This is a genomic window from Solibacillus sp. FSL W7-1436 (assembly GCF_038007305.1).
Taxonomy (GTDB): Bacteria; Bacillota; Bacilli; order Bacillales_A; family Planococcaceae; genus Solibacillus.
Genome location: NZ_JBBOWV010000001.1, coordinates 3,660,028 through 3,681,707 on the forward strand (window position 1 = coordinate 3,660,028; position 21,680 = coordinate 3,681,707).

Annotated in this window: 20 protein-coding genes; 1 reads left to right on the plus strand and 19 read right to left on the minus strand. The window is 40.8% G+C overall.

The annotated features are described in order from the left end of the window. Positions 1–111: 111 nt before the first annotated feature. Positions 112–546, minus strand: a complete 435-nt coding sequence (locus MKX73_RS18145) for a hypothetical protein (RefSeq protein WP_340718663.1) — start codon at positions 544–546, stop codon at positions 112–114. A gap of 344 nt (positions 547–890) precedes the next feature. On the opposite strand from MKX73_RS18145, the gene MKX73_RS18150 reads away from it, so the two are divergent. After that, entirely contained in the window at positions 891–1,364 is a 474-nt protein-coding gene (locus MKX73_RS18150) for a DNA polymerase III subunit alpha (protein WP_340718664.1), read from the plus strand. Between the two features lie 103 nt (positions 1,365–1,467). On the opposite strand, the gene ltrA is transcribed toward MKX73_RS18150, so the two are convergent. From ltrA to MKX73_RS18240, 18 genes are all read right to left on the minus strand, one after another. Then, positions 1,468–2,730, minus strand: coding sequence for a group II intron reverse transcriptase/maturase (ltrA, locus tag MKX73_RS18155; protein ID WP_340718832.1), 1,263 nt, complete (start codon positions 2,728–2,730; stop codon positions 1,468–1,470). 651 nt (positions 2,731–3,381) lie between these two features. Next, positions 3,382–4,173: a sporulation transcription factor Spo0A gene (gene spo0A, locus MKX73_RS18160; RefSeq protein ID WP_340718665.1), complete on the minus strand. Its 792-nt coding sequence runs from the start codon at positions 4,171–4,173 to the stop codon at positions 3,382–3,384. 349 nt (positions 4,174–4,522) lie between these two features. Beyond that, the gene (locus tag MKX73_RS18165; RefSeq protein WP_340718666.1) at positions 4,523–5,449 is read right to left on the minus strand and encodes a SpoIVB peptidase S55 domain-containing protein; all 927 of its coding nucleotides are present in this window, start codon (positions 5,447–5,449) and stop codon (positions 4,523–4,525) included. A 197-nt stretch (positions 5,450–5,646) separates the two neighbouring features. After that, positions 5,647–7,338, minus strand: a complete 1,692-nt coding sequence (gene recN, locus MKX73_RS18170) for a DNA repair protein RecN (protein WP_340718667.1) — start codon at positions 7,336–7,338, stop codon at positions 5,647–5,649. A 16-nt stretch (positions 7,339–7,354) separates the two neighbouring features. Next, positions 7,355–7,804 carry a transcriptional regulator AhrC/ArgR gene (ahrC, locus tag MKX73_RS18175; protein ID WP_079527588.1) on the minus strand — a complete coding sequence of 150 codons (450 nt, stop codon included), beginning with the start codon at positions 7,802–7,804 and terminating at the stop codon, positions 7,355–7,357. A gap of 407 nt (positions 7,805–8,211) precedes the next feature. After that, positions 8,212–9,030, minus strand: coding sequence for a TlyA family RNA methyltransferase (locus tag MKX73_RS18180; RefSeq protein ID WP_340718668.1), 819 nt, complete (start codon positions 9,028–9,030; stop codon positions 8,212–8,214). 3 nt (positions 9,031–9,033) lie between these two features. Continuing rightward, positions 9,034–10,932, minus strand: coding sequence for a 1-deoxy-D-xylulose-5-phosphate synthase (gene dxs, locus MKX73_RS18185; RefSeq protein WP_340718669.1), 1,899 nt, complete (start codon positions 10,930–10,932; stop codon positions 9,034–9,036). An 89-nt stretch (positions 10,933–11,021) separates the two neighbouring features. Then, positions 11,022–11,906 (minus strand): polyprenyl synthetase family protein, encoded by an 885-nt coding sequence (locus MKX73_RS18190; protein ID WP_340718670.1) that lies wholly within the window; start codon positions 11,904–11,906, stop codon positions 11,022–11,024. Between the two features lie 3 nt (positions 11,907–11,909). After that, positions 11,910–12,137, minus strand: coding sequence for an exodeoxyribonuclease VII small subunit (xseB, locus tag MKX73_RS18195; RefSeq protein ID WP_008404237.1), 228 nt, complete (start codon positions 12,135–12,137; stop codon positions 11,910–11,912). Further along, positions 12,134–13,492, minus strand: a complete 1,359-nt coding sequence (xseA, locus tag MKX73_RS18200) for an exodeoxyribonuclease VII large subunit (protein ID WP_340718671.1) — start codon at positions 13,490–13,492, stop codon at positions 12,134–12,136. Before xseA ends, xseB begins: the two co-directional genes overlap by 4 nt. Positions 13,493–13,685: 193 nt before the next feature. Continuing rightward, positions 13,686–14,549, minus strand: coding sequence for a bifunctional methylenetetrahydrofolate dehydrogenase/methenyltetrahydrofolate cyclohydrolase FolD (gene folD / locus MKX73_RS18205; RefSeq protein ID WP_340718672.1), 864 nt, complete (start codon positions 14,547–14,549; stop codon positions 13,686–13,688). A 142-nt stretch (positions 14,550–14,691) separates the two neighbouring features. Next, positions 14,692–15,078, minus strand: coding sequence for a transcription antitermination factor NusB (gene nusB, locus MKX73_RS18210; protein ID WP_340718673.1), 387 nt, complete (start codon positions 15,076–15,078; stop codon positions 14,692–14,694). 424 nt (positions 15,079–15,502) lie between these two features. Beyond that, positions 15,503–15,769, minus strand: a complete 267-nt coding sequence (locus MKX73_RS18215) for an aminopeptidase (protein WP_340718674.1) — start codon at positions 15,767–15,769, stop codon at positions 15,503–15,505. A 108-nt stretch (positions 15,770–15,877) separates the two neighbouring features. Continuing rightward, the gene (glpK, locus tag MKX73_RS18220; protein ID WP_340718675.1) at positions 15,878–17,368 is read right to left on the minus strand and encodes a glycerol kinase GlpK; all 1,491 of its coding nucleotides are present in this window, start codon (positions 17,366–17,368) and stop codon (positions 15,878–15,880) included. Continuing rightward, positions 17,368–18,177 (minus strand): MIP/aquaporin family protein, encoded by an 810-nt coding sequence (locus MKX73_RS18225; RefSeq protein WP_340718676.1) that lies wholly within the window; start codon positions 18,175–18,177, stop codon positions 17,368–17,370. Before MKX73_RS18225 ends, glpK begins: the two co-directional genes overlap by 1 nt. An 18-nt stretch (positions 18,178–18,195) precedes the next feature. Continuing rightward, positions 18,196–19,836 carry a glycerol-3-phosphate dehydrogenase/oxidase gene (locus MKX73_RS18230; RefSeq protein ID WP_340718677.1) on the minus strand — a complete coding sequence of 547 codons (1,641 nt, stop codon included), beginning with the start codon at positions 19,834–19,836 and terminating at the stop codon, positions 18,196–18,198. A 171-nt stretch (positions 19,837–20,007) separates the two neighbouring features. Then, on the minus strand, positions 20,008–20,412 hold the full coding sequence (locus tag MKX73_RS18235; protein ID WP_008404246.1) for an Asp23/Gls24 family envelope stress response protein: 405 nt from the start codon (positions 20,410–20,412) through the stop codon (positions 20,008–20,010). Between the two features lie 132 nt (positions 20,413–20,544). Then, positions 20,545–21,618 carry a mechanosensitive ion channel family protein gene (locus tag MKX73_RS18240; RefSeq protein ID WP_340718678.1) on the minus strand — a complete coding sequence of 358 codons (1,074 nt, stop codon included), beginning with the start codon at positions 21,616–21,618 and terminating at the stop codon, positions 20,545–20,547. Positions 21,619–21,680: the final 62 nt, after the last annotated feature.

Here is a 21,680-nt window from a genome sequence, read left to right on the forward strand (position 1 = left end):
TTTCGCTATTTGTTTAGTTAAATATTGGCGTGCAAGGAGGGTTTTTAGCATATCCTCTCAATGAAGGATTAAATATCTGACTCATAAGTTATAACTACCTAAAATATATTATTATAGTGAACGTTGGAATTGGAGTAAATTATGATACATATCTGATATGTCTTTTAAATACCTTTCATCCCTTGTTTCAATAGCCCTAAGCGTACGATTGATCATTAGAATATCTAGTTCGATTGAATTGGTTAAATTTTGGTGGTTTATATTATTTTCGATAATCTCATTTCTTAATGTGCCCAGCTCGTTCAAATAATTTTCAAGCTCAATTTCCATTGTTCGAAGTTGCGTGTTGCTTAATGTACCTAGCAGTAATATATCGTTATAGCATGTCTCACGTTGTACATGTAATTCTTCTTTGTATTTCTTGACAATCTCATCAGGAGAATTGGCCGTTATTGTTTGAGATGCATCAAAATCTTGCGGAAATCTTACAAGCAGAAAAAACGTCAGGACGCCGAGAATAATAATAAGATATTTCCATCGTTTCATTTTTCATCGCTCCTTATAGTTGTCCCCCTATTCTACTGCGGAATTATATTAATAATGTGAAATTAATATTAAAATCCTATGACAACAAAAAAAGTGCCCAGCACCAGCTAGACACAAATAGAACAATACGTTTTCAAACATATTATCCAAAGAAAGGAGGTAAAACGAAGACGAAGAATTTCTTAGCCTTGCTATCTAATTTTACCCGTTGTTATTTTTTGTTAAACGTTAAATATAAATTTTTTACACGAGTTGCACAATTATAGTTTCACAAAGTCTAAAAAATCTCTTTTCTGGTTAGAATAATCGTAAATTATCATGAAAGAAAAAAGGATGATTATGAATTGAGTGTTATTGTACTAGATAACAAAAGACTTTTTCTAAAAAGGATTAAAGGTTATGAGCTGAACACCGAAAAAATCTATTATCGCAATGAAAAAGCAGAGGAAAGGTTTCTTTTCCTGTTCTTGATGAATGAAGAGGAACTCTGGAGTGAATACAAGTTCGAATATTTATATATTAAGATGCTTGATGGCAATGAATACAAGTATTTCTCTGATAAGAAATTATATAATATTTTGGAGAAAATGGATCAATACTTTAAAGATGTCGACCTTGATGAGATAGAAGATTGTAAATTTAAGAGTTCCGATGATTGCTACTATATTAGCGAGAACTTAAAGGAAATACTTGAAGATGATGAGCATCTAGAACGGGCTGTTGACAGTTATATAATAATCAGGGATACGTACATATTCGTTGATGAAGACATTTCAATTATTGCGGAAAGGATTGATAATTCTTTTGGAACGGTATAACGGAAATCGATTGGTACCTTTCTAGAACAATCGAGTAGGAGGGAGTGATTAACTCCCGACCTCTCACACCACCGTACGTACGGATCCGTATACGGCGGTTCAATTAAGATGAATAACGCAAAGTTTCATAACGAACTTGCAGACTTTTCAGCCCTTGGCTTTCCCAATAGGAATTGCCGAGGGTTCTGTGTAATATGGGGCTTTTAGAAATGCGCCAGTACCCTTTTCGGGTGTTTCCCCATTCGTATGCTTTCCCATAAGGTACTTTTAAACGAATAAGATTTCTGACTCTTGTTCGGGGGTTCTTCCAATTCTTCCATAGACACATACGTAATCTTCGTTTAATCCATCCATCTAATGCTTTAAATATTGAAGGAGTATCCGCTAAAGCGAAATATCCACACCACCCTATCAGATATTGGTTCAACTTTTCAATTCGGTATTCTATGGAATAAGGCATCTTTCTTGAGGTAATTTCTCGTATTTTCTTCTTCATTCGTACGAGACTTAATTTCGCAATGCGAACTTTCGGTTCTTTATGATTCGTAAAACTAAAACCTAGGAATTTACGATTCCATGGACGGTCTACTGCTGATTTCTTTTCATTTACTTTTAAACGAAGTTTACCCTCGATGAATCGCTGTACACTTGCCATCACCCGTAATCCAGCACGTTCGGTTTTCACATAAATATTGCAATCATCTGCGTAGCGAACGAATTTATGTCCTCGTTTCTCTAGCTCTTTATCGAGTTCATCTAAGACGATATTAGAAAGTAGCGGACTTAAAGGACCACCTTGAGGGGTCCCTTCTTCTGTACTTGAAATTACTCCATTAATCATGACACCCGCTTGGAGATATTTACGAATAAGTTTTAATAACGGTTTATCTGAAATTCGTTTTGCTAATGTTCCCATTAGGCGGTCATGATTAACCTTATCAAAGAATTTCTCTAAATCCATATCAATTACCCATCGGTATCCCTCTTTTAAATAGCCTTTTGCCTTCCTCACCGCATCATGAGCACTCCGATTTGGACGGAATCCATAGCTGTGGTCCGAAAATGTTGGGTCATATTCTTTTGATAAAATCTGCGAGATGGCTTGCTGAATCAAACGGTCCGTCACGGTTGGTATTCCTAATAGACGCACACCGCCGTCTGGTTTCGGGATTTCGACACGACGGACTGGTTGCGGTTCGTAGGTACCATTCAAAATCTGCGATTTTATGGTTTCCCAATTTTCGAGGATGTGCTGTCGTAAGGTTTGTACGGGCATCATGTCTACTCCATGGCTTCCTTTATTCGCTTCTACTCGCTTTAATGCTTGTATCATGTTTTGCCGTTCCAAAATTTGATTCAACATCACCATTTTGTTCCTTTCCGTGAATAGCTGTTCTTCTCTTGCCCAACTGGACTACACCCTCCGCAAATACCCTCGTGGGATTCACCACTACTTTCTAAGCGTGAGGTTTCTCCTGTTTTCTGTGTTCATCCGTCCAGGTTGGAAAGCCAAGGGCTATTCTCTCTTAATTGTTCAGTCCTTCCAAGTAATTCTAGACTTACTTGTACTATGACCTCTGCTGACTTCTGACAGTTCAGCTACTTGTCACCAAGTAGGTTATGAAGGGTACTTCACATTCCTGTCAGACCTCCCCGGGTAAGCGTACGCACTTTCACACCATCTATCCGCCTCATTTACTAAATATGACCTTCGACAGAAGGGACTTTGTTTTGTTATGCAAACTCATCCAATCACACCTAGCCTTCTATGAGATTCGTGTTCCTCGGACCGGTGTTTTGCCTCCAGCTTCCTTCAGATTCCGCGTCACCACGGACACCCTTGCTCTTGGCTAACCTCTACTTCTGTCTTCGGGGTTCGGGACTTGCACCCTATAGTTCGTACGCATGCCGGGCGCACATAAAAAAGCCTTCTTAAACAGTCACTGTTTAAAAAGGCTCTGTAACGTACTATCCTCGTAACTAAAAACAAGTTTCCGAGGCCATTTCCTACAAATAATTAGCTCGCTACCATCTCAATACGGATCTTGTCCGCGATCATCGCAATGAACTCCGAGTTAGTCGGTTTTGATTTCATATGGTGCACGGTATAGCCGAACAGCTCCGAAATATTTTCATAGCTGCCCCGGTTCCATGCTACTTCAATGGCATGGCGAATCGCACGTTCCACACGTGACGGGGTAGTTCCGAATTTTTTCGCGATTTCCGGATATAAAATTTTTGTAACCGAGCTCAATAACTCGATATCATTGTAAACCATCTGGATTGCTTCACGTAAATAAGCATATCCTTTTATATGTGCAGGGACACCAATCTCTTTAATGATGCCTGTAATCGTTGTATCCAGTAAGCGTGTATCCATTTTCGCAGGGGTACTTGTCGTTAAAACCGGAACACGTTTTTCCTGTTCGACTTTCTTGCCTGCACAATGCAGAATTTTTTGAACAAGCTGCTCAAATTCAAATGGCTTTAACATGAAGTAAGAAGCGCCGAAATTGACAGCCTGCTTCATTACATCCTCCTGGCCAAAAGCAGTCAGCATAATAACTTGTGTCTGTGTATGACGCTCATCATTATACATCTCTTCCAATACAGCCAGCCCATCCAAATGAGGCATAATGATATCCAAAAGCAAAACATCGATTTTATGCTCTTCCAACATCTTAATACATATTTTTCCGTTGGATGCTGTTGCAACAATTTCAATTTGCGGATGATTCGTAAAATATACTTCCATCATTTTTACTAATTCGCGATTATCATCAGCAATCGCAATTTTCACCTTTGACAAAAAAAATCCCCCTTTTATAATTCTATCTCTTATATATTCATTACAATGGCAAATTGTATGAGCTTTCTTACAAATGTCTAAACTTCTTGTGTAATACAATTGTAACAAAAATGAGCGACAGTTGTCTTTCGATCTCTCTTATTTTGCATTGTCCTTTAGTGAAGTTTCGACAGAATTACTAAATTTCCTTTTCTTTCATAAAAAATAAGTAACAAGTATTATCTTTTCTCTGTTTCTCGACAAGGAAATATATGGTTCATCAATTGTCGATTTATCATTAAGTACCATTGTAATGAAAAAAGCAAAAAAAGACTACACTTTATTAAAAAGTATAGTCCAAAGTATTTTATTACGGGCTCTTTTTCAGCATTTCAATAACAAGAATACCGGCACCTTTTGTTGGTTCTTCGATAAACATATGCGTTACTGCACCAACGAACTGGTTATTCTGTATAATGGGACTTCCGCTCATCCCTTGAACAATACCGCCCGTTTTCTTTATAAGACGTTCATCGACAACGTTGAAGGTAAACGTATTATCCGTTTGTTTGTCAATTTCGATATCGAACAAATTGACTTCTTCCCCGTCGATTGCCGTTAAGATTTGTGCTTTTCCCTTTTTTAACTCATTTGCATGTATAATTTCCAACGGCGGATGCAAACTGTCATGTAATGATTGTTTCCAATTACCAAAAATTCCGTATACATCATTGCTTATGACTGAACCGAGTGGCATTTGTGATTTATCCACAACTGAAATTTTGTACCCTGGCTGTCCAGGCGTACTTTTCTTCACTTGTGAGATTGATGCTTCAAAGATTGCACCATCATTGAATTTCGGAGGCTGCTTCATTGTAGAATCTACAATTTGATGTCCAAGCGCTCCGTATTCCATCGTTTCAGGATCGATATACGTTAATGTCCCTATTCCATCTGTTTCACTTTTCAAAAATGGTTTTAAATGCACCAGTTCATGAGCTGATACGTTGATCTCTCGTTGTTGCTTTCCATTCTCAACGGTCAGTGTAAATGATTCGCCTTTGCCGGCAATATCTTCTAACTGGCTCACTTTTTCACCATTAAGTTTTAAAATATGTTCTCCCTTTTTCAACCACTCACTATTTTCCAATAATACGTCCTGTGCAACCATTACATAGGGCATCTCCAACTGAACGCCAATTGAATGGCCCATTGGAATTAATGATTTTCCCAATACTTGTATTGGTGATAACATAAAAAGCAATGCAACGAGTATCGACCATTTTTTAATCATCATTCACCTCCTCTATGCGCTTACTATGTGAAAATTTGACGGAGTTATGAACGGAAAAATTTTGTTGATATGAGGAAAAATTAGAATGTATTCGCCGGAATCCTTGCTGCTTGGCGACCTTGAAATTTATACGTTTTAAAAAATAAAAAACCGTCCAAAATTTTTAATAATTTTAGACGGTTTTGTCGATTTAATTCATCTTAATTCATCGTTTCCTTACGGTCATTGGCCATGTGGATTAATTCTGAAGCATGTTGTAATGTCAGATCTGTAATTTCAGCTCCGCTCATCATGCGGCTGATTTCCACAATCCGTTCTTTTTCTTCCATTTCCGTTATCGATGTGAATGTGCGGTTATGCTCAACCTGCTTTTTAATGTAGTAATGATGATCCGCCATTGCGGCAACTTGCGGCAAATGAGAAATACATAAAACTTGAGAATTAACTGAAATTGCGGCAATCTTTTCGGCAATAGCCTGAGCGACACGTCCGCTGACCCCTGTATCGACCTCATCGAAAATAATCGACGTAATGCCGTTTGACGAAGAAAAAATAGTTTTCAGCGCCAGCATCATACGGGAAAGTTCCCCGCCGGAAGCAACTTTAGGGAGCGACTTCGGTGGTTCCCCAACGTTTGTGGAAATGTAGAATGCGACAAAATCCTTGCCGTTCGCGTCCAGCTGATTAAGCGGCTCGAATTTAACAATAAACTGCGCTTTTTCCATATGAAGCATACGCAGCTCATTCATAATGGCATCACTAAGCTTAATCGCACTTTCTTTGCGGATTGTCGTCAATTGTTCTGCAATTTTATTCAGATCCGCTTCCATTTTCGCCAGCAATTGCTCATTTTTCTGCAATGTTTCATCACGGTTTATAAGCTGGCTTAGCTCTTCCTCGATTTTTTCATGATATGTTAAAATCTCTTCAACTGTTGTACCATATTTACGTTTCATAGTTTGATATAAAGCAAGACGCTGTTCGACCTCATTTAAGCGCTCTGCGTCATACTCTAAATCATCGAGCACATTTTTCACCTGATATGCCGCATCCTGCAATGCATAGAAGCTGGATGTAACCGCTTCTGAAGCCTCTTTGAAATTCGAATCGAGCGCTACAATGTCTTCCAGTGCATTCATCGCATTCCCGATGAAATCCAGTCCTGTTCCATCATCGGAAATCGCTGAATACGCAATGTTTGCACGTTCGAATATTTTATGGAAATTCATTAAACGGAGGCGTTCTTCATCCAATGCCTCTTCTTCATCCATCTTCAAACCGGCCTGTTCCAGCTCCTGGATTTGGAATTGATATAAATCAATGCGCTGTGCCATCCGCTGCTCGTCCATACTCAGCTCGGCCACTTCTCTTTTTAACTGGCGATATGCTTCAAATGCTTCATCGTATTTTGCTTTCACCGGCTGAAGCTTATTATGTGCATAATGGTCCAGTAAATTGATATGGAATTTTTCATCCATAAGCTCCTGATTTTCATGTTGCCCATGAATATCGATTAAACTGCCGCCAATATCCCGTAAAACGGATAATGGAACAAGTTTGCCGTTCACTCTGCAAACACTTTTTCCCGAATCATGCAAATCACGTCTTAAAATAATTGTATCTTCTTCTGATTCAATCCCATGTTCTTCGAGTTTTGCAAAAATCGGATGCTGGCTATTATTCACATGAAATAATCCGCCAAGTTCCGCCTTTTTCTCTCCGTGACGGATAAACTCGGTTGAGCCGCGTCCGCCAGCCAATATATTAACCGCATCAATAATGATCGATTTTCCGGCACCTGTTTCACCTGTCAAAACAGTCAGACCACCGAAAAAACTAACGGTCAAATCATCAATAATAGCAAAATTTCGAATGCTTAATTCTCTTAACAAACCATTCCACCTCGGTTTACAGCATATCTAATAAGCGATTTTTTATTTCTTCACGTTCGTCCTCTGTTCGACACATGATTAAAATCGTATCGTCCCCGCAAATCGTACCTAAAATTTCCGACCAGTCCAGATGGTCCAATAATGATCCGATTGCATTCGCATTGCCCGGCAATGTTTTCATTACTAGAAAGTGTGAGGCACCATCAATCGAAACGAATGCATCTGCCAACGAACGATGCAATTTTTGAATCGGGTTGAAACGCTGGTCTGCTGGTAAACTATATTTATAACGTCCGTCCTGTAACGGTACTTTTACTAAATGCAATTCTTTAATATCTCGTGAAACCGTTGCTTGAGTGACGTTGTATCCAGCATTCTTCAGCTGATCGACTAAATCGTCCTGTGTCTCGATTTCGTTATTTGTAATAATATCACGGATGCGTATATGGCGCTGTCCTTTGTTCACAAAAGTCACCTCATTAAAATGTATAGGAATATATGTATATTTACACTACCATTTGCATAAAGGAAAAACAAGAAAAAACCGTACATATGTTCAAAAATCCGTTTTTTCCGACTGTTTTCTACAAAAAAAAGACGAAAAACAGCTTCAAATTTCGTATAAAATTTGTTCTGTTTTATCTAGATAAAAATTTGTTTTACGACTTTTTCATGGTCCATTGATTTCCATTTCGGGCGGACGCTTTCCGCGGGCGCGGCTCGAGCCTGTAGTCTCTCCCTCACGCTTTTCCTGCAGGAGTCGCCGCCCTTCATTCCAATCAATTCCCGTTTAAGCCCTACATTTGTACTACTTATTAATATAATCAAAAAAAGCACAAAACAAATCCTTAAGAATCTGTTTTGTGCTTTCCATTATTTCAGCTGCATATGCGCTTCTTTTACGACTTGTTCGAAGTTTGTAAAAGCTTCTACCTCTTCACCATCATGCGGATTATATAAATGGAATAAAAATTCAATATTCCCTTCCCCGCCTGTAATCGGTGAATACGAAGCATCCTTTACAACAAATCCGATTTCCGTTGCCATTTTAGCTGTTTCTTCTAAAACAGCTAAATGGACTTTCGGTTCACGGACAATTCCTTTTTTCCCTACATTTTCACGACCTGCTTCGAATTGCGGCTTTACAAGTGCCATAACATCGCCACCTTGCACTAAAATCGTTTTCAGCACAGGCAGAATTAACGATAGCGAAATGAACGAAACATCGATTGTCGCGAAACTTGGTAAGCCTTCCACTAAATCTTCCGGCTTTGTGTAACGGAAATTTGTTTTTTCCATAACCGTTACACGCTCGTCTGAACGGATTTTCCATGCAAGCTGGTTCGAACCGACATCCAGTGCATAGCAATGACGCGCGCCGTTCTGCAGTGCACAATCCGTAAATCCGCCTGTAGAAGAGCCGATATCAAGCATTAGCTTACCTTCAACAGATAGATCAAAAATTTCAAGTGCCTTTTCCAGCTTCAATCCGCCTCGTGACACATATTTTAACTGTGAGCCTTTTACTTGCAGTGGTGCATCGATTTCGATTTTTTCCCCTGCTTTGTCAATGCGGATTTCGTTTGAGAACACGAGACCAGCCATAATCGAGCGCTTTGCCTTTTCACGCGTCTCACATAAACCGCGTTCCACAAGCATTATATCTACTCGTTCTTTTTTTTGCTTTGTCATTCTTTATTTAACCCTATCCGACTGTTTATTCGGTACAAGCTGTGTAATGCGTTTTACCGCTTCTTCAGCTGTCACGTTTATTTCTTCTAATAATAAATCAACTTCACCATGCTCGATAAATTCATCCGGAATCCCGATACGTTCAATTTGAACATTGCGGTATTTCTTATCCATTGCAAATTCCAGCACTGCACTGCCAAATCCGCCTTGAAGCAATGATTCTTCAATAGTTAGGATCGGCAAGTTTTCCTGCATAATTTCATGCAGCATCACTTCATCCATCGGTTTAATGAAACGTGCATTCACAACGCGTACATCAATACCTTGGTATGCCAGCTGTTCCGCTGCCTTCAATGCCATTGGAATCGTTGTACCGAATGTCAGAATAACTGCATCCGAGCCTTCACGCAGCACTTCCCATGAACCGATCGGCAATGCTTTCATTTCCGCATCCATCTCAACACCTGAGCCATTTCCGCGAGGGTAGCGAAGTGCGATTGGACCATCATTATAATCAATTGCTGTTTTTACCATATGCTGACCTTCATTTTCATCTTTAGGCATCATCAGGACGATATTCGGGATATGACGTAAAAACGAAATATCAAATACGCCTTGATGTGTTTCGCCGTCCGCGCCAACAAGGCCTGCACGGTCGATACCGATGAAAACATTCAGATTCGGGCGTGCAATATCATGCAGCACCTGATCATACGCACGCTGTAAAAACGTCGAATAAATTGATAAAAACGGTTTCATTTGCTGTGTTGCAAGACCTGCCGCCATTGTTGTTGCATGCTGTTCGGCAATCCCGACATCAAAGAAACGATTCGGGAAGTCTTTTTGAATGCCTTCAAGTTTCGAACCGACAGGCATCGCCGGTGTAATCGTAACAATTCGGTTATCTTCCTTCATGCATTTACGAACCGATTCTGCGACTAAGCTGCTCCACGCCGGACCTTTTGTTGAAGATTTGACGAAAGCACCTGTTTCCATTTTATATGGACCCGTACCATGCCAAGTACCGATTGTATCGTCTTCGGCAGGTTTGTAGCCTTTACCTTTTTTCGTCAACACATGGACAAGTACAGGACCTTGTACTTTTTTCGCATATTCCAATGTTTTTTCCAGTGCTTCAAAATCATGCCCGTCAATCGGACCTAAATATTTGAATCCCAATTCCTCAAAGAATACACCTGAAACAACTAGGTACTTTAGGCTGTCTTTCACACGTTCAGCAGTAGCGGCCAGCTTGTCGCCAACCATTGGAATTTTGTGAATTAATGATTCCAAATCTTCTTTTGCACGTGAATATTCCTTTGCCGTACGCAGACGCCCTAAAACGTCATGCAATGCCCCAACGTTCGGTGCAATCGACATTTCGTTATCATTTAAAATAACGATCATATTCGTTTTTTCATGACCAATATGGTTCAATGCTTCCAGTGCCATACCGCCTGTCAATGCACCATCGCCAATAATCGGAACAACAAAATTTTTGTCCCCTTTAATATCTCTCGCCGCAGCCATACCCATCGCTGCAGATAAAGACGTGGAACTATGTCCTGTTTCCCACATATCGTGTTCACTTTCGACAAGCTTCGGGAAACCGCATAGTCCTTTAAATTGACGCAATGTGTCAAATTGACTTGCCCGGCCTGTTAAAATTTTGTGGACATATGCTTGATGCCCGACATCCCATAAAAATTTATCCTTTGGACTGTTAAAAGCTTTATGCAGTGCAATCGTCAGCTCAACGACACCTAAATTCGGGCCAATATGACCACCCGTAATTGAACATTTTTCGATCAGAAAAGCGCGAATTTCTCCAGCCAGCGCTTCTAGTTGCTTTTTATTCAAGTCTTTCAAAAAGGATGGACTAGAAATTTTCGTTAAATCCATCTCATCCACACACCTTTTCATCAGTTTATTCACCGTTGTGATTTTTCTATTATATCAATGTACAACACAAGACAAAAGTTTAACACATTTTAGTTACTACGTCTCACAATATACTGCGCAAATTGTCGAAGCAATGTCGTATCAGTGTCGATTTTTTGCAATGCTTCAATCGCCAGTTCATAATGCTCATCCAGCTTTTGCTTTGCACCGTCTAATGTAAGTAAAGCAGGGTATGTACTTTTTTCGCTTGCAACGTCTTTTCCTGCTGTTTTCCCCAGCTGTTCCGAAGTTCCCTCAATATCTAAAATATCATCTTGAATTTGGAAGGCTAAACCGATATGGTGCGCATATTCCACTAATGCTTCACGGTCAGAACTGCTAGCATTTGCCAGCACGGCACCTGCTTCAATACTAAATCGAAGTAATGCGCCTGTTTTGTTTACATGAACCGTTTCAAGCTCCTGTAAATTTAATAGACGTTTTTCTCCGTCCATATCGAGCACTTGTCCGCCGACCATACCTTCAGCACCTGCCGCAATACTTAACAGATTGACAAGCTCAATGCGTTTTTCTGCAGAAAGATGATTTAGACGTGCGATAACACCAAATGCCAATGTGTTTAATGCATCACCAGCCAAAGTTGCCAATGCTTCACCATATACGACATGGTTCGTTGGCTTGCCCCGGCGCAATTCATCATCATCCATACTCGGCAGGTCATCATGGATTAACGAATACGTATGGATCATTTCAACAGCAGAACCTACTGAATAACTTTCCTCAAGAGACTGATTATACATTTCGCAGACCGCCACAACAAATAGTGGACGAATTCGTTTGCCTCCTGCTTTTAATGAATACAGCATCGACTCTTTTAAGTGTGCCGGTGCTTGTATCGATTCAACAAGTTCATACATTGTCGTTTCCAGCTGCGGTATATTATGATCAATAAACTGCTTTAACGTGTTTTCCATCTGTTAGTCTTCTCCATTCCCTTGTTGGAAAGCTTTCTTTTCACCATCTTCTCCAACGATTGAAATTAATTGCTGTTCTGCGTTTTGCAATGTATCATGACAAAGTTTTGATAGTTCCATTCCCTTTTTATAAAGGTCAATTGCTTCTTCCAGAGGAACATCGCCCTGTTCAAGCTTCCGTACAACTTCTTCTAATTCTGTCATTGCTGTCGCAAATGTCGGTTTTGTCACTTTGCTTCCCCTTCCTTTTGCACATGCTTTTTCTCAATTTTCGCTTCGGCATATCCATCCTGAAACGTCACCTGAATCACGTCGCCTTTTTCCAGCTCGTGAACTGATTTTACTACGTTTTTCTCTTTATATGCCACGCTGAAGCCTTTACTCATTAATGCGAGCGGATTTAACGCCTCCAGCATACGCAGCTGATTTGTAAAAGCGACTTTATTTTGTGCAAGCTGCTGCTGCATTCGATTCGTTAATGTTTGCGTACGGTGTGCGAGCTGCTGCTTGGCCGCAGTTAACTGATGCACCGGCGAATACAGCTTCATCCTGCTGTCTATTGTCTGCAGTTTTGATTTTTCATTCATCATATAAAGCTTCGCTGCATTTTGCAGTGATAAATCCACCTGAACTAGCCTTTCAATAAAAGGACGATATAATCGCTCAGGTGTTGCAAGCGGATAGGAATTTTGCAGTTTTGTTAAGCGATTGCGTTCAAAATTGACCTTTGATGTCATCATTTGATGAAGAATCGACTGATGATGAAGGATCTGCTGATACAGCTGCTGCTGATTCGGGACGGCCAGTTCTGCCGCAGCGGTCGGTGTCGGTGCACGCAGATCCGCGACAAAATCGGCAATCGTCGTATCGGTTTCATGCCCGACAGCACTAATAACCGGAATACGGCTTTCAAAAATCGCCCGTGCGACGATCTCTTCATTGAATGCCCATAAATCTTCAATTGATCCGCCACCACGACCAACAATGAGTACATCACAAAATCCATGGCGGTTCGCTAAATAAATATTTTCAGTAATATTCGGCGCCGCGCCTGCTCCCTGAACAAGCGTCGGATAAATTAATATTTCAGCCTGCGGATAGCGACGGTTAATCGTTGTACAAATATCGCGGATGGCTGCACCAGTCGTCGCTGTTAATACTCCGATTGTTTTCGGGAATTGCGGAATCGGCTGTTTGAAATTCGGATTGAATAGTCCTTCTTTTTGAAGGCGTTCCTTCAACTGATTAAAGGCGACGAACAATCCGCCAATCCCGTCCGGCTCCATCGTCTGTGCATAAAGCTGATACGCGCCGCTTGCTTCGTAGACATTGACATCGCCACGAATAAATACTTTCATTCCTTCTTCAGGCTTAAAAGAAAGTTTCGATGCCTGTGAACGGAACATCGTGGCGTTAATACGTGAACTGTCATCTTTCAGCGTAAAATAAATATGACCTGAACTATGTACTTTTACATTTGAAAGCTCTCCCGTTACGTACACATCACGTAAATGCGGATCGGCATCAAATTTTCGTTTAATATATTTTGTTAATGCTTTTACGGATAAATAAGAATTCGATGTCATAAACGTATTGCTCCTTTACGGTAGTTCTTATTTCGTATAAGTGATTTTGATGCGAACGGCGGTATTGCCGGTTCATCAATAAATAAAGAGGGAAAATAAGCGAAATATTTATCCTTAAGTATTCCTTATAGTACCCTATAAGCTAAAAATCACGATTTTGATCTACATCAAAATCGTGATTTTTGAAGTTAGATTATTTCTCTTGACCTTCTAACTCTTTTTCAGCTGCTTGTACCGTGTTTTCCAGTAACATCGTAATCGTCATTGGACCAACACCACCTGGAACGGGTGTAATATGTGAAGCAATTCCAAGAACATCGTCAAAGTCGACATCCCCGCATAAACGGTTGTCCTGATTGCGGTTAATCCCAACATCAATGACAACCGCACCTTCTTTAATATGCTCACTTGTAATAAAGTTCGCACGACCGACAGCCGCGATTAAAATATCGGCCTGTTTCGTAAAGGACGGTAAATCCGGTGTTTTAGAATGTGTATACGTAACTGTAGCGTCTTTTTGCAACAATAGTTGCCCCATCGGTTTCCCGACGATATGGCTGCGTCCTACGATGACCGCATGCTTTCCTGCAACATCTATTCCCGCATGTTCGAGCATTTTCATAACCCCATAAGGAGTACATGGCAAGTATGTATCCTGTCCAAGCATCATTTTCCCTACACTAATCGGTGAGAATCCATCCACGTCTTTCTCCGGAGAGATCGTTTGGATAACTTTATCCTCGTTGATATGTTTCGGTAATGGAAGCTGAACGAGAATACCGTGAATTGAAGCACGTTCGTTTAATTCACCAATTTTTTCAAGTAAAGCCTGTTCTGAAATATCTTCAGGTAGTTTGACAAGTTCCGAATACATCCCGATTTGCTCACAAGACTTTTGCTTGTTTGCTACATATGTTTTGGATGCGGGATTGTCCCCTACTAAAATGACAGCTAAGCCGGGTGTGATCCCTTTTTCTTTTAACGCCTGTACACGAGTAGCGACCCCTGTTCGAATTTCTTGACCGATTTCTTTACCATTAATAATTACGCTTGACATGTTGTTGCTCCTTCCAGTGATTACGACAATCGGAAAGGCTGCCTGTTGCTTGTATGTTTAATAAACACTGACGCTTGTTATGACAACCTACCTGTTAAATCTTGATATATTAATCTTTATAGAATTGAATACATTTGTTGATTTATTGCTCAGTAAATTTCGAAAGTACACCATTGACGAACTTGCTTGATTTCTCGTCACCGAATGTTTTAGAAAGCTCGATAGCTTCGTTCATGATAACTCTGTTTGGCGTTTCTTCTTCGTATAATAATTCAAATACAGCTAAACGCAAAATTGTTCTTTCAATTTTTGGCAGACGGTTAATCGTCCATTTTTCCAGGTTTTTTTCTAGCGCTGCATCAATTGCTTCGAGATTTTCAGTTGTCCCACGAACTAATTGCTCCAAAAAGGGATTCGATTTTTGTTCTTCTTCAAGAACATGGCCGATCGCCTCTTCTATTGTTAATTCTGTGCTGTCTAACTGAAACAAAGCTTGTAACGCTTTTTGACGCGCCTCTGTTCGTTTCATAAATAATAGCTCTCCTTCATAAGTAGCATTACTTGTTATCATAGCATATTTTGCAAGGCATCGCACAGTTTGACAGAAAATTTTTGGCGGTTAAAAGAGATTTTTGTATACTTCCTTAAAATGGTGAAATTTGCGATAAAAAAACGACATGTTCGAGATAAATCAACATGTCGTCTAAATTATTTTCGTTAATAAAATACCTGGTTTTTATATTAGGTAGTTGATTTCCATTGCGGGTCGGACACTTTCCGCAGGCGTGAGGCCAACAGGATGTTGGTCACAAAAGCGTTGCCACAGGATGTGGCGTTCTTAGCTTTTGTTCCTAGTCTCAGGCGTCACGCTATTCCTGCTGGAGTCGCCTCCCCTCCATTCCAATCAACTCGTTATAAAACTTACTGAAGGCCTCTTATATTATAAGGTGATATTAATTATTCTGTAATGGGATCATCAGCGTGCCTGTTTCGCGCTTTTCGTTTCCTGATTCCGGGAACTCAAACAGGTACGTCATTTGTTCAGCTGTTTCTTTTAGTACGTAGAACTGGAAATGCTCCATATTTTCAAGGAAATAACGGATGTCCTGCATCGCCATCAGCTCTCCTACTTCTTCATAGTGTGACAAGGCCTGCTTAAAATAAGCGTTAATCAATGTTAAATCTTCTTCATTTGCTATACGAATATAATCTTTGCTCATATCATTTTAACTCCTCAACTACATAATGACCTATTATAGCATAATTTCGATCGGGATTAGGAGACTGCCGTCATACGTCTTGGAGGACAATTTTTCCGATTAAATTTATCACTTAAACGCCTGTGCAGCTTTAACTGCTTTATGCCACCCAGTGAACAATGATTCGCGTTGCTCCTCATCCATTGCCGGCTCGAATTGGCGATTAAGTTGCCAATGTTGCTGTACTTCGTCGAGATTTTCCCAAAATCCGACAGCCAACCCGGCTAAATAGGCTGCACCAAGTGCGGTTGTTTCATTGATAGAAGGACGTTCAACAGGGACATTTAAAATATCCGACTGGAATTGCATTAAAAAGTCGTTCATGACAGCACCACCGTCAACACGCAATTTTCTTAACTCGATACCCGAATCGGATTCCATCGCCGACAGTACATCGCGCGTTTGATAGGCAAGTGACTCCAGTGTCGCACGAATAAAGTGTTCCTTCGATGTGCCGCGTGTCAAACCGAATACTGAGCCGCGCACTTCACTATCCCAATACGGTGTTCCCAGTCCGACAAATGCCGGCACGACATACACACCGTCCGTATCTTTTACACGGGCTGCATATGCTTCACTTTCAGAAGATTTTCGGAACATACGAAGGCCATCACGAAGCCACTGTATCGCGGAACCGGCAACAAAGATACTTCCTTCAAGCGCATATGTCACTTTTCCATCATATCCCCAAGCGATCGTTGTAAGCAGGCCGTGCTCCGATTTCACTGCTTCTTCACCTGTATTCATCAGCATGAAACAACCGGTTCCGTAAGTATTTTTCACCATGCCCTGTTCATAGCAGGCTTGACCGAACAATGCTGCCTGCTGGTCTCCGGCGATACCCGCAATTGGTACACGGTGACCAAAGAAGTGATTACCCGCAATTTCGCCGTAAATTTCAGAGGACGGTTTTACTTCCGGCAGCATGGATGCAGGAACGCCTAAAATGTCCAGCAATTCCTCATCCCATTTCAATTCGTAAATATTGTACATTAATGTTCGCGAAGCATTCGAATAGTCCGTTACATGAACAGCACCTTCAGTCAGCTTCCATATAATCCATGTATCAATCGTTCCGAAAAGCAGATCGCCCGCTTCCGCCTTTTCGCGTGTGCCTTCTACATTGTCCAAAATCCATTTTACTTTCGTGCCGGAAAAATACGCATCGATGAGCAAGCCGGTTTTATTACGGAACAGTTCGTTATGTCCTGCTTCTTTTAACGAATCGCAAATTTCCGCAGTTTGGCGCGATTGCCAAACGATTGCATTATAAACCGGTTCACCCGTATTTTTATCCCAGACAACCGTTGTCTCACGCTGATTCGTAATTCCGATTCCTTCGATTTGTGACGCTTGGATATTATTTTCCGATAAAACTTTTGCGATGACGGATAAAATCGAGCTCCAAATTTCCTTGGCATTATGCTCAACCCAACCCGATTTCGGGAAATGTTGTTTAAATTCCTGCTGTGCTGTATGAACAATATCCCCTTTTTTATTGAATAAAATGGCACGTGAACTAGTCGTACCCTGATCTAACGCCATAATATATTTTTCCATTATACGATCTCCTTTTTAGCGGATTTGGATTGTGTAATAAATGCAATAACACAAATGACAACAAATAACGTTGTAAACAACCAAAATGCAACTGAATTTTCATTTAAAAAGAACTGTTTATAAAACAGGGCGCCTGTTACTCCACCTATTATCGGCCCGACAATCGGCACAAAGGCATAAGACCAGTCCGAATCACGTTTACCTGGTATCGGCAGGAAGAAATGCGCGATACGGGGACCTAAATCACGGGCAGGATTGATGGCATAACCTGTTGGACCTCCTAAACTCATACCAATCGCAATAACGATAATACCGACAAGCAACGGATTAATACCATCCGCCAAAGAATTACCGCCTAACGCCAAAATTCCTAATAATAAAATAAAAGTCCCTATCATTTCTGTTACGATATTTGCCAAAGGATGGCGAATGGCAGGAATTGTAGCAAAAACGGCTAATTTTGCATCCGGATCTTTTGTTTGTGACCAGTGTGGCAAATAGGCAATATATACGATGATTGCGCCAATAATTGCCCCTAATATTTGTGCAATAATATACATTGGAACATCCGCCCATGGGAAGTCACCAATTGTTGCAAATGCTATTGTCAATGCAGGGTTCAGGTGGGCACCACTTACTCCGCCTACAGTATATGCCGCGATTGCCACAGCAAAACCCCAGGCAATCGTAATAACAACCCAGCCGCTATTTTCCGCTTTGGAAAACTTCAGCAAGGAACCAGCAACAACCCCGCCGCCTAAAATAATTAAGATCATTGTTCCTACTAATTCTGCTAAAAATGTTGACATTCCCTTCGCCTCTTTTCACTAAGTCATTGTTACGTCTTGTAGTTCCTGTTCTAGTTGGTCTGTATGCTTCTGCTTTTCTTCTGCTGTCCAGTTTAGGTAGTTACTCATTTCATCAATAACAAGCTGTTTATATTGTTTTACCAGGTGGATATTAAATAACAGTGCCCCGGTACGACGAACGAAAAAGTCGCTCGGAGTACAAGCACATTCCTCATTTATCGCATAGTACAGCTGACCGAAAACAACAGGCGGTAAGTTCCCTTTTGCCTGTTTAATATAATCAAATACTTTGTCAACATTTGTACCGTAGAATTTTGCTAAATAACGGCTCTGTTCTTCCGTTAATCCAAGATCCTGGCCTTTTATCGTCCGTTTTTCAACAAACGATTCAAAGAACTTCGATCCGCTCGTTTCCCCGCCCGAAATAGGAAGATTTTTTGTAATGGATTTGCCGAATTTCATCTGGTATTCATCATTTAATTGCTTTACGACTAGGTCGACGATTTTTTCCGCCATTTTACGGTAGCCTGTCAGTTTTCCGCCTGCAATCGTAATAAGTCCGCTTTCCGATTGCCAAATTTCATCTTTACGTGAAATTTCCGATGGTCCCTTTCCTTCTTCATGGATAAGCGGTCTCACCCCTGCCCATGCCGATTCGATTTTTTCTTCTGTCAGCTGCAGTTGTGGGAACATATAATGAATCGCATCCATAATATATTGCCGATCCTCTTTTGTTACCTTTATGTCTGCAGGATCGCCTTCGTAAAAAGTATCTGTTGTTCCGACATATGCTTTGCCGTCCCTCGGAATCGCAAAAATCATCCGTCCATCTTTTTCCGTATCAAAATAGATTGCCTGCTGCAGCGGGAAATCGTCCTCATCGAAAACGAGATGCACACCTTTCGATAAAATAAGATGTTTGTTATTAAGTTCCCCATCTAATTTGCGCACATCATCAACCCATGGACCTGCCGCGTTGACGACTTTTTTTGCTCGAATTTCATATTGTTCACCAGTGAGCTGGTCTTCCACCGTCACTTTAGAAAAGGCCACGTTATTCGCTTCAATACCGACAACTTTCAGGTGATTCATTGCGATTGCCCCGTTGGCAACAGCCGCCTTCATTACTTCGATTGTCAGGCGCGCATCGTCTGTACGATATTCTACATAAACGCCGCCACCGAGCAGACCGTCCTTTTTAATAAGCGGTTCACGGGCAATCGTTTCATCTGCTGAAAGCATAAAGCGTCGTTCATCCTTTTTGACATTCGCTAAAATGTCGTATACTTTCAATCCAAGCGCCGTCGAAAACGAACCAAATGTCCCCCCTTTATGGAAGGGAAGCAACATCCATACAGGTGTTGTGACATGTGGTCCGTTTTCATAAACGATGGCCCGTTCTCGACCAAGCTCGGCAACCTCTTTTATTTCGAATTGTTTTAAGTAGCGCAGGCCGCCGTGCACAAGTTTTGTCGATCGGCTACTTGTGCCTTCCGCAAAGTCCTGCATTTCTGCCAACCCTACTTTTAACCCTCGTGTGGCGGCATCCAGTGCAATCCCCGCACCTGTAATTCCACCTCCAATAACAAACAGATCAAAAGTGTCTTCTATAAATGTTTTTTTCAGTCGCTCTCTTGCATTTGCAGAAAAGTTTCCCATACCGTTTTCCTCCTTACCAAATGAAGCTTTAAATCTATACCCTATTTTCGCCTTGTTCATATCCTAAAATTCACAAAAATATGAAAAAACATTTTAAATTAAAGCATCCGCTCTTAAGGAAACGAAAAAAACCGAGCCTCAATTAATTGAGCTCGGTTCATGTCTATACGATTATTCCGCGTCTTTTGAAGTTTCGAACTGGATCCCTGTAATGTGGATGTTCACTTCGCTTGTTTCGATGGCTGTCATATTTAAAATGGCTTGACGAATCGTTGTTTGCACTTCTTTCGCCACTTTTGGAATGGCATAACCATATTTTACAGTGCAGAATACATCAATGACAATATTGCCTTCTTCAGACATTGCTGACTTGATGCCTTTCGAATGGACTTTTTTACCGAAACGCTCAGCAACACCTGATGCGAAATTTCCGCGTGTTGCTGCGATTCCTTCCACTTCTGTTGCAGCGATACCTGCGATAACTTCAATTACTTCAGGCGCGACTTCAATCTTCCCTAATTCTTCTTTACCAACCGGTGTTGGTTGTACGAATGCTACTTGTTGTTTCTCAGCCATTTGCGATACATCCTCTCTTATGTAAACTAATGGATTTCTAACGCTTGTTACTTTAAATCCTTATGTTCAGTATACTACAATTATAGACTGGATGTAGAACCGTTACGCCACATTTTCTAAATTTGGCACTGGTTATCCATTATTCCATGCATACTGACCGTCATTCGGATCAACTAGTTTAATATCATACACTTCACAGTAATGTTTTGCTACAAATAATATTTCCTGACGTACTTGCAGCATAATAACCGTATCATTCGTCTCGACAAAGTATCGGATAAGAATACGACAGCTTGTCGGCATCAGCTCATCCATCGCCACATGAATGATTTTTTTCGAGATTTTCGGATGCAATGATATTTGCTCACGTACCGATTCCAAAAACTTCACAATACTTTCCTCGCTGTTTTCAATGGAAACATGAAGGAAATGCTCCACTTTTCTTTCTGTCCGATTCGACAAATTGTAAATCGGCCGATTGACCAAATACGAGTTCGGTACATAAACAGTGCCTTTGTCGGATGTTTGAATGACTGTACTGCGCAAATTAATATCCTGGATCGTCCCGTCGATTTTTTCATCACTCGACATGACCCAATCCCCGATCTGGAATGGTTTATCCAAGGCAACACTCATCCCGCCGAATATATGTGCGAGCGTGTCACGAATACCAAATGCAAGCGCAACCCCTGTCAGTCCAATCGCAGTTAAAAACCCGTTTAAATTAAAGTTCCACAGTGACGCAATTGTAAACATGGCAATTACCATAACCGCAACTTTACTCATCCTTAAGAAAAACGGTGTTAAAATATCCTGATCTTTGCCTGTTTCAAACCGGTGCGGATTTTTTAGATAAAAACCGAGTACATCATACAGCGCTTTAAACGCAAAAAATACATAAACCGAATCGATATAAATACCGAGTTTCGCATTATCAAATAGCCATACTTCCACTAATAGAGATGCCGCCATCACAATCAGGCTGAAAATAATGGCATTACGTATTGATGGATACACACTTTTAGTAATGTCACCAAAAACCGGATGATTTTTTTTATTGAATAGATCCGCGATTTTGAACAGCAGCGGCCGTATTATGAATCGAATGACGAGTAAACCAACGACAATTATTGCAGCAGCCGCCAGACCATCTGCTACAGTCGGTGCGGTAACAGACGGAATTAACCATTTTACCGATTCCCACATAACAATCACCTTCTTAAACCTTCTTTACAACTACAAGACAAAATCATACCATTTGAGACTCC

Coding starts and splice junctions, on each gene's coding strand:
- MKX73_RS18145 (WP_340718663.1), bottom strand. CDS start 546: ATGAAACGATGGAAATATCTTATTATTATTCTCGGCGTCCTGACGTTT.
- MKX73_RS18165 (WP_340718666.1), bottom strand. CDS start 5,449: ATGATGATTAAAAAATGGTCGATACTCGTTGCATTGCTTTTTATGTTA.
- MKX73_RS18180 (WP_340718668.1), bottom strand. CDS start 9,030: ATGACAAAGCAAAAAAAAGAACGAGTAGATATAATGCTTGTGGAACGC.
- dxs (WP_340718669.1), bottom strand. CDS start 10,932: ATGGATTTAACGAAAATTTCTAGTCCATCCTTTTTGAAAGACTTGAAT.
- MKX73_RS18190 (WP_340718670.1), bottom strand. CDS start 11,906: ATGGAAAACACGTTAAAGCAGTTTATTGATCATAATATACCGCAGCTG.
- xseA (WP_340718671.1), bottom strand. CDS start 13,492: ATGACATCGAATTCTTATTTATCCGTAAAAGCATTAACAAAATATATT.
- folD (WP_340718672.1), bottom strand. CDS start 14,549: ATGTCAAGCGTAATTATTAATGGTAAAGAAATCGGTCAAGAAATTCGA.
- nusB (WP_340718673.1), bottom strand. CDS start 15,078: ATGAAACGAACAGAGGCGCGTCAAAAAGCGTTACAAGCTTTGTTTCAG.
- MKX73_RS18215 (WP_340718674.1), bottom strand. CDS start 15,769: ATGAGCAAAGATTATATTCGTATAGCAAATGAAGAAGATTTAACATTG.
- glpK (WP_340718675.1), bottom strand. CDS start 17,368: ATGGAAAAATATATTATGGCGTTAGATCAGGGTACGACTAGTTCACGT.
- MKX73_RS18225 (WP_340718676.1), bottom strand. CDS start 18,177: ATGTCAACATTTTTAGCAGAATTAGTAGGAACAATGATCTTAATTATT.
- MKX73_RS18230 (WP_340718677.1), bottom strand. CDS start 19,836: ATGGGAAACTTTTCTGCAAATGCAAGAGAGCGACTGAAAAAAACATTT.
- MKX73_RS18235 (WP_008404246.1), bottom strand. CDS start 20,412: ATGGCTGAGAAACAACAAGTAGCATTCGTACAACCAACACCGGTTGGT.
- MKX73_RS18240 (WP_340718678.1), bottom strand. CDS start 21,618: ATGTGGGAATCGGTAAAATGGTTAATTCCGTCTGTTACCGCACCGACT.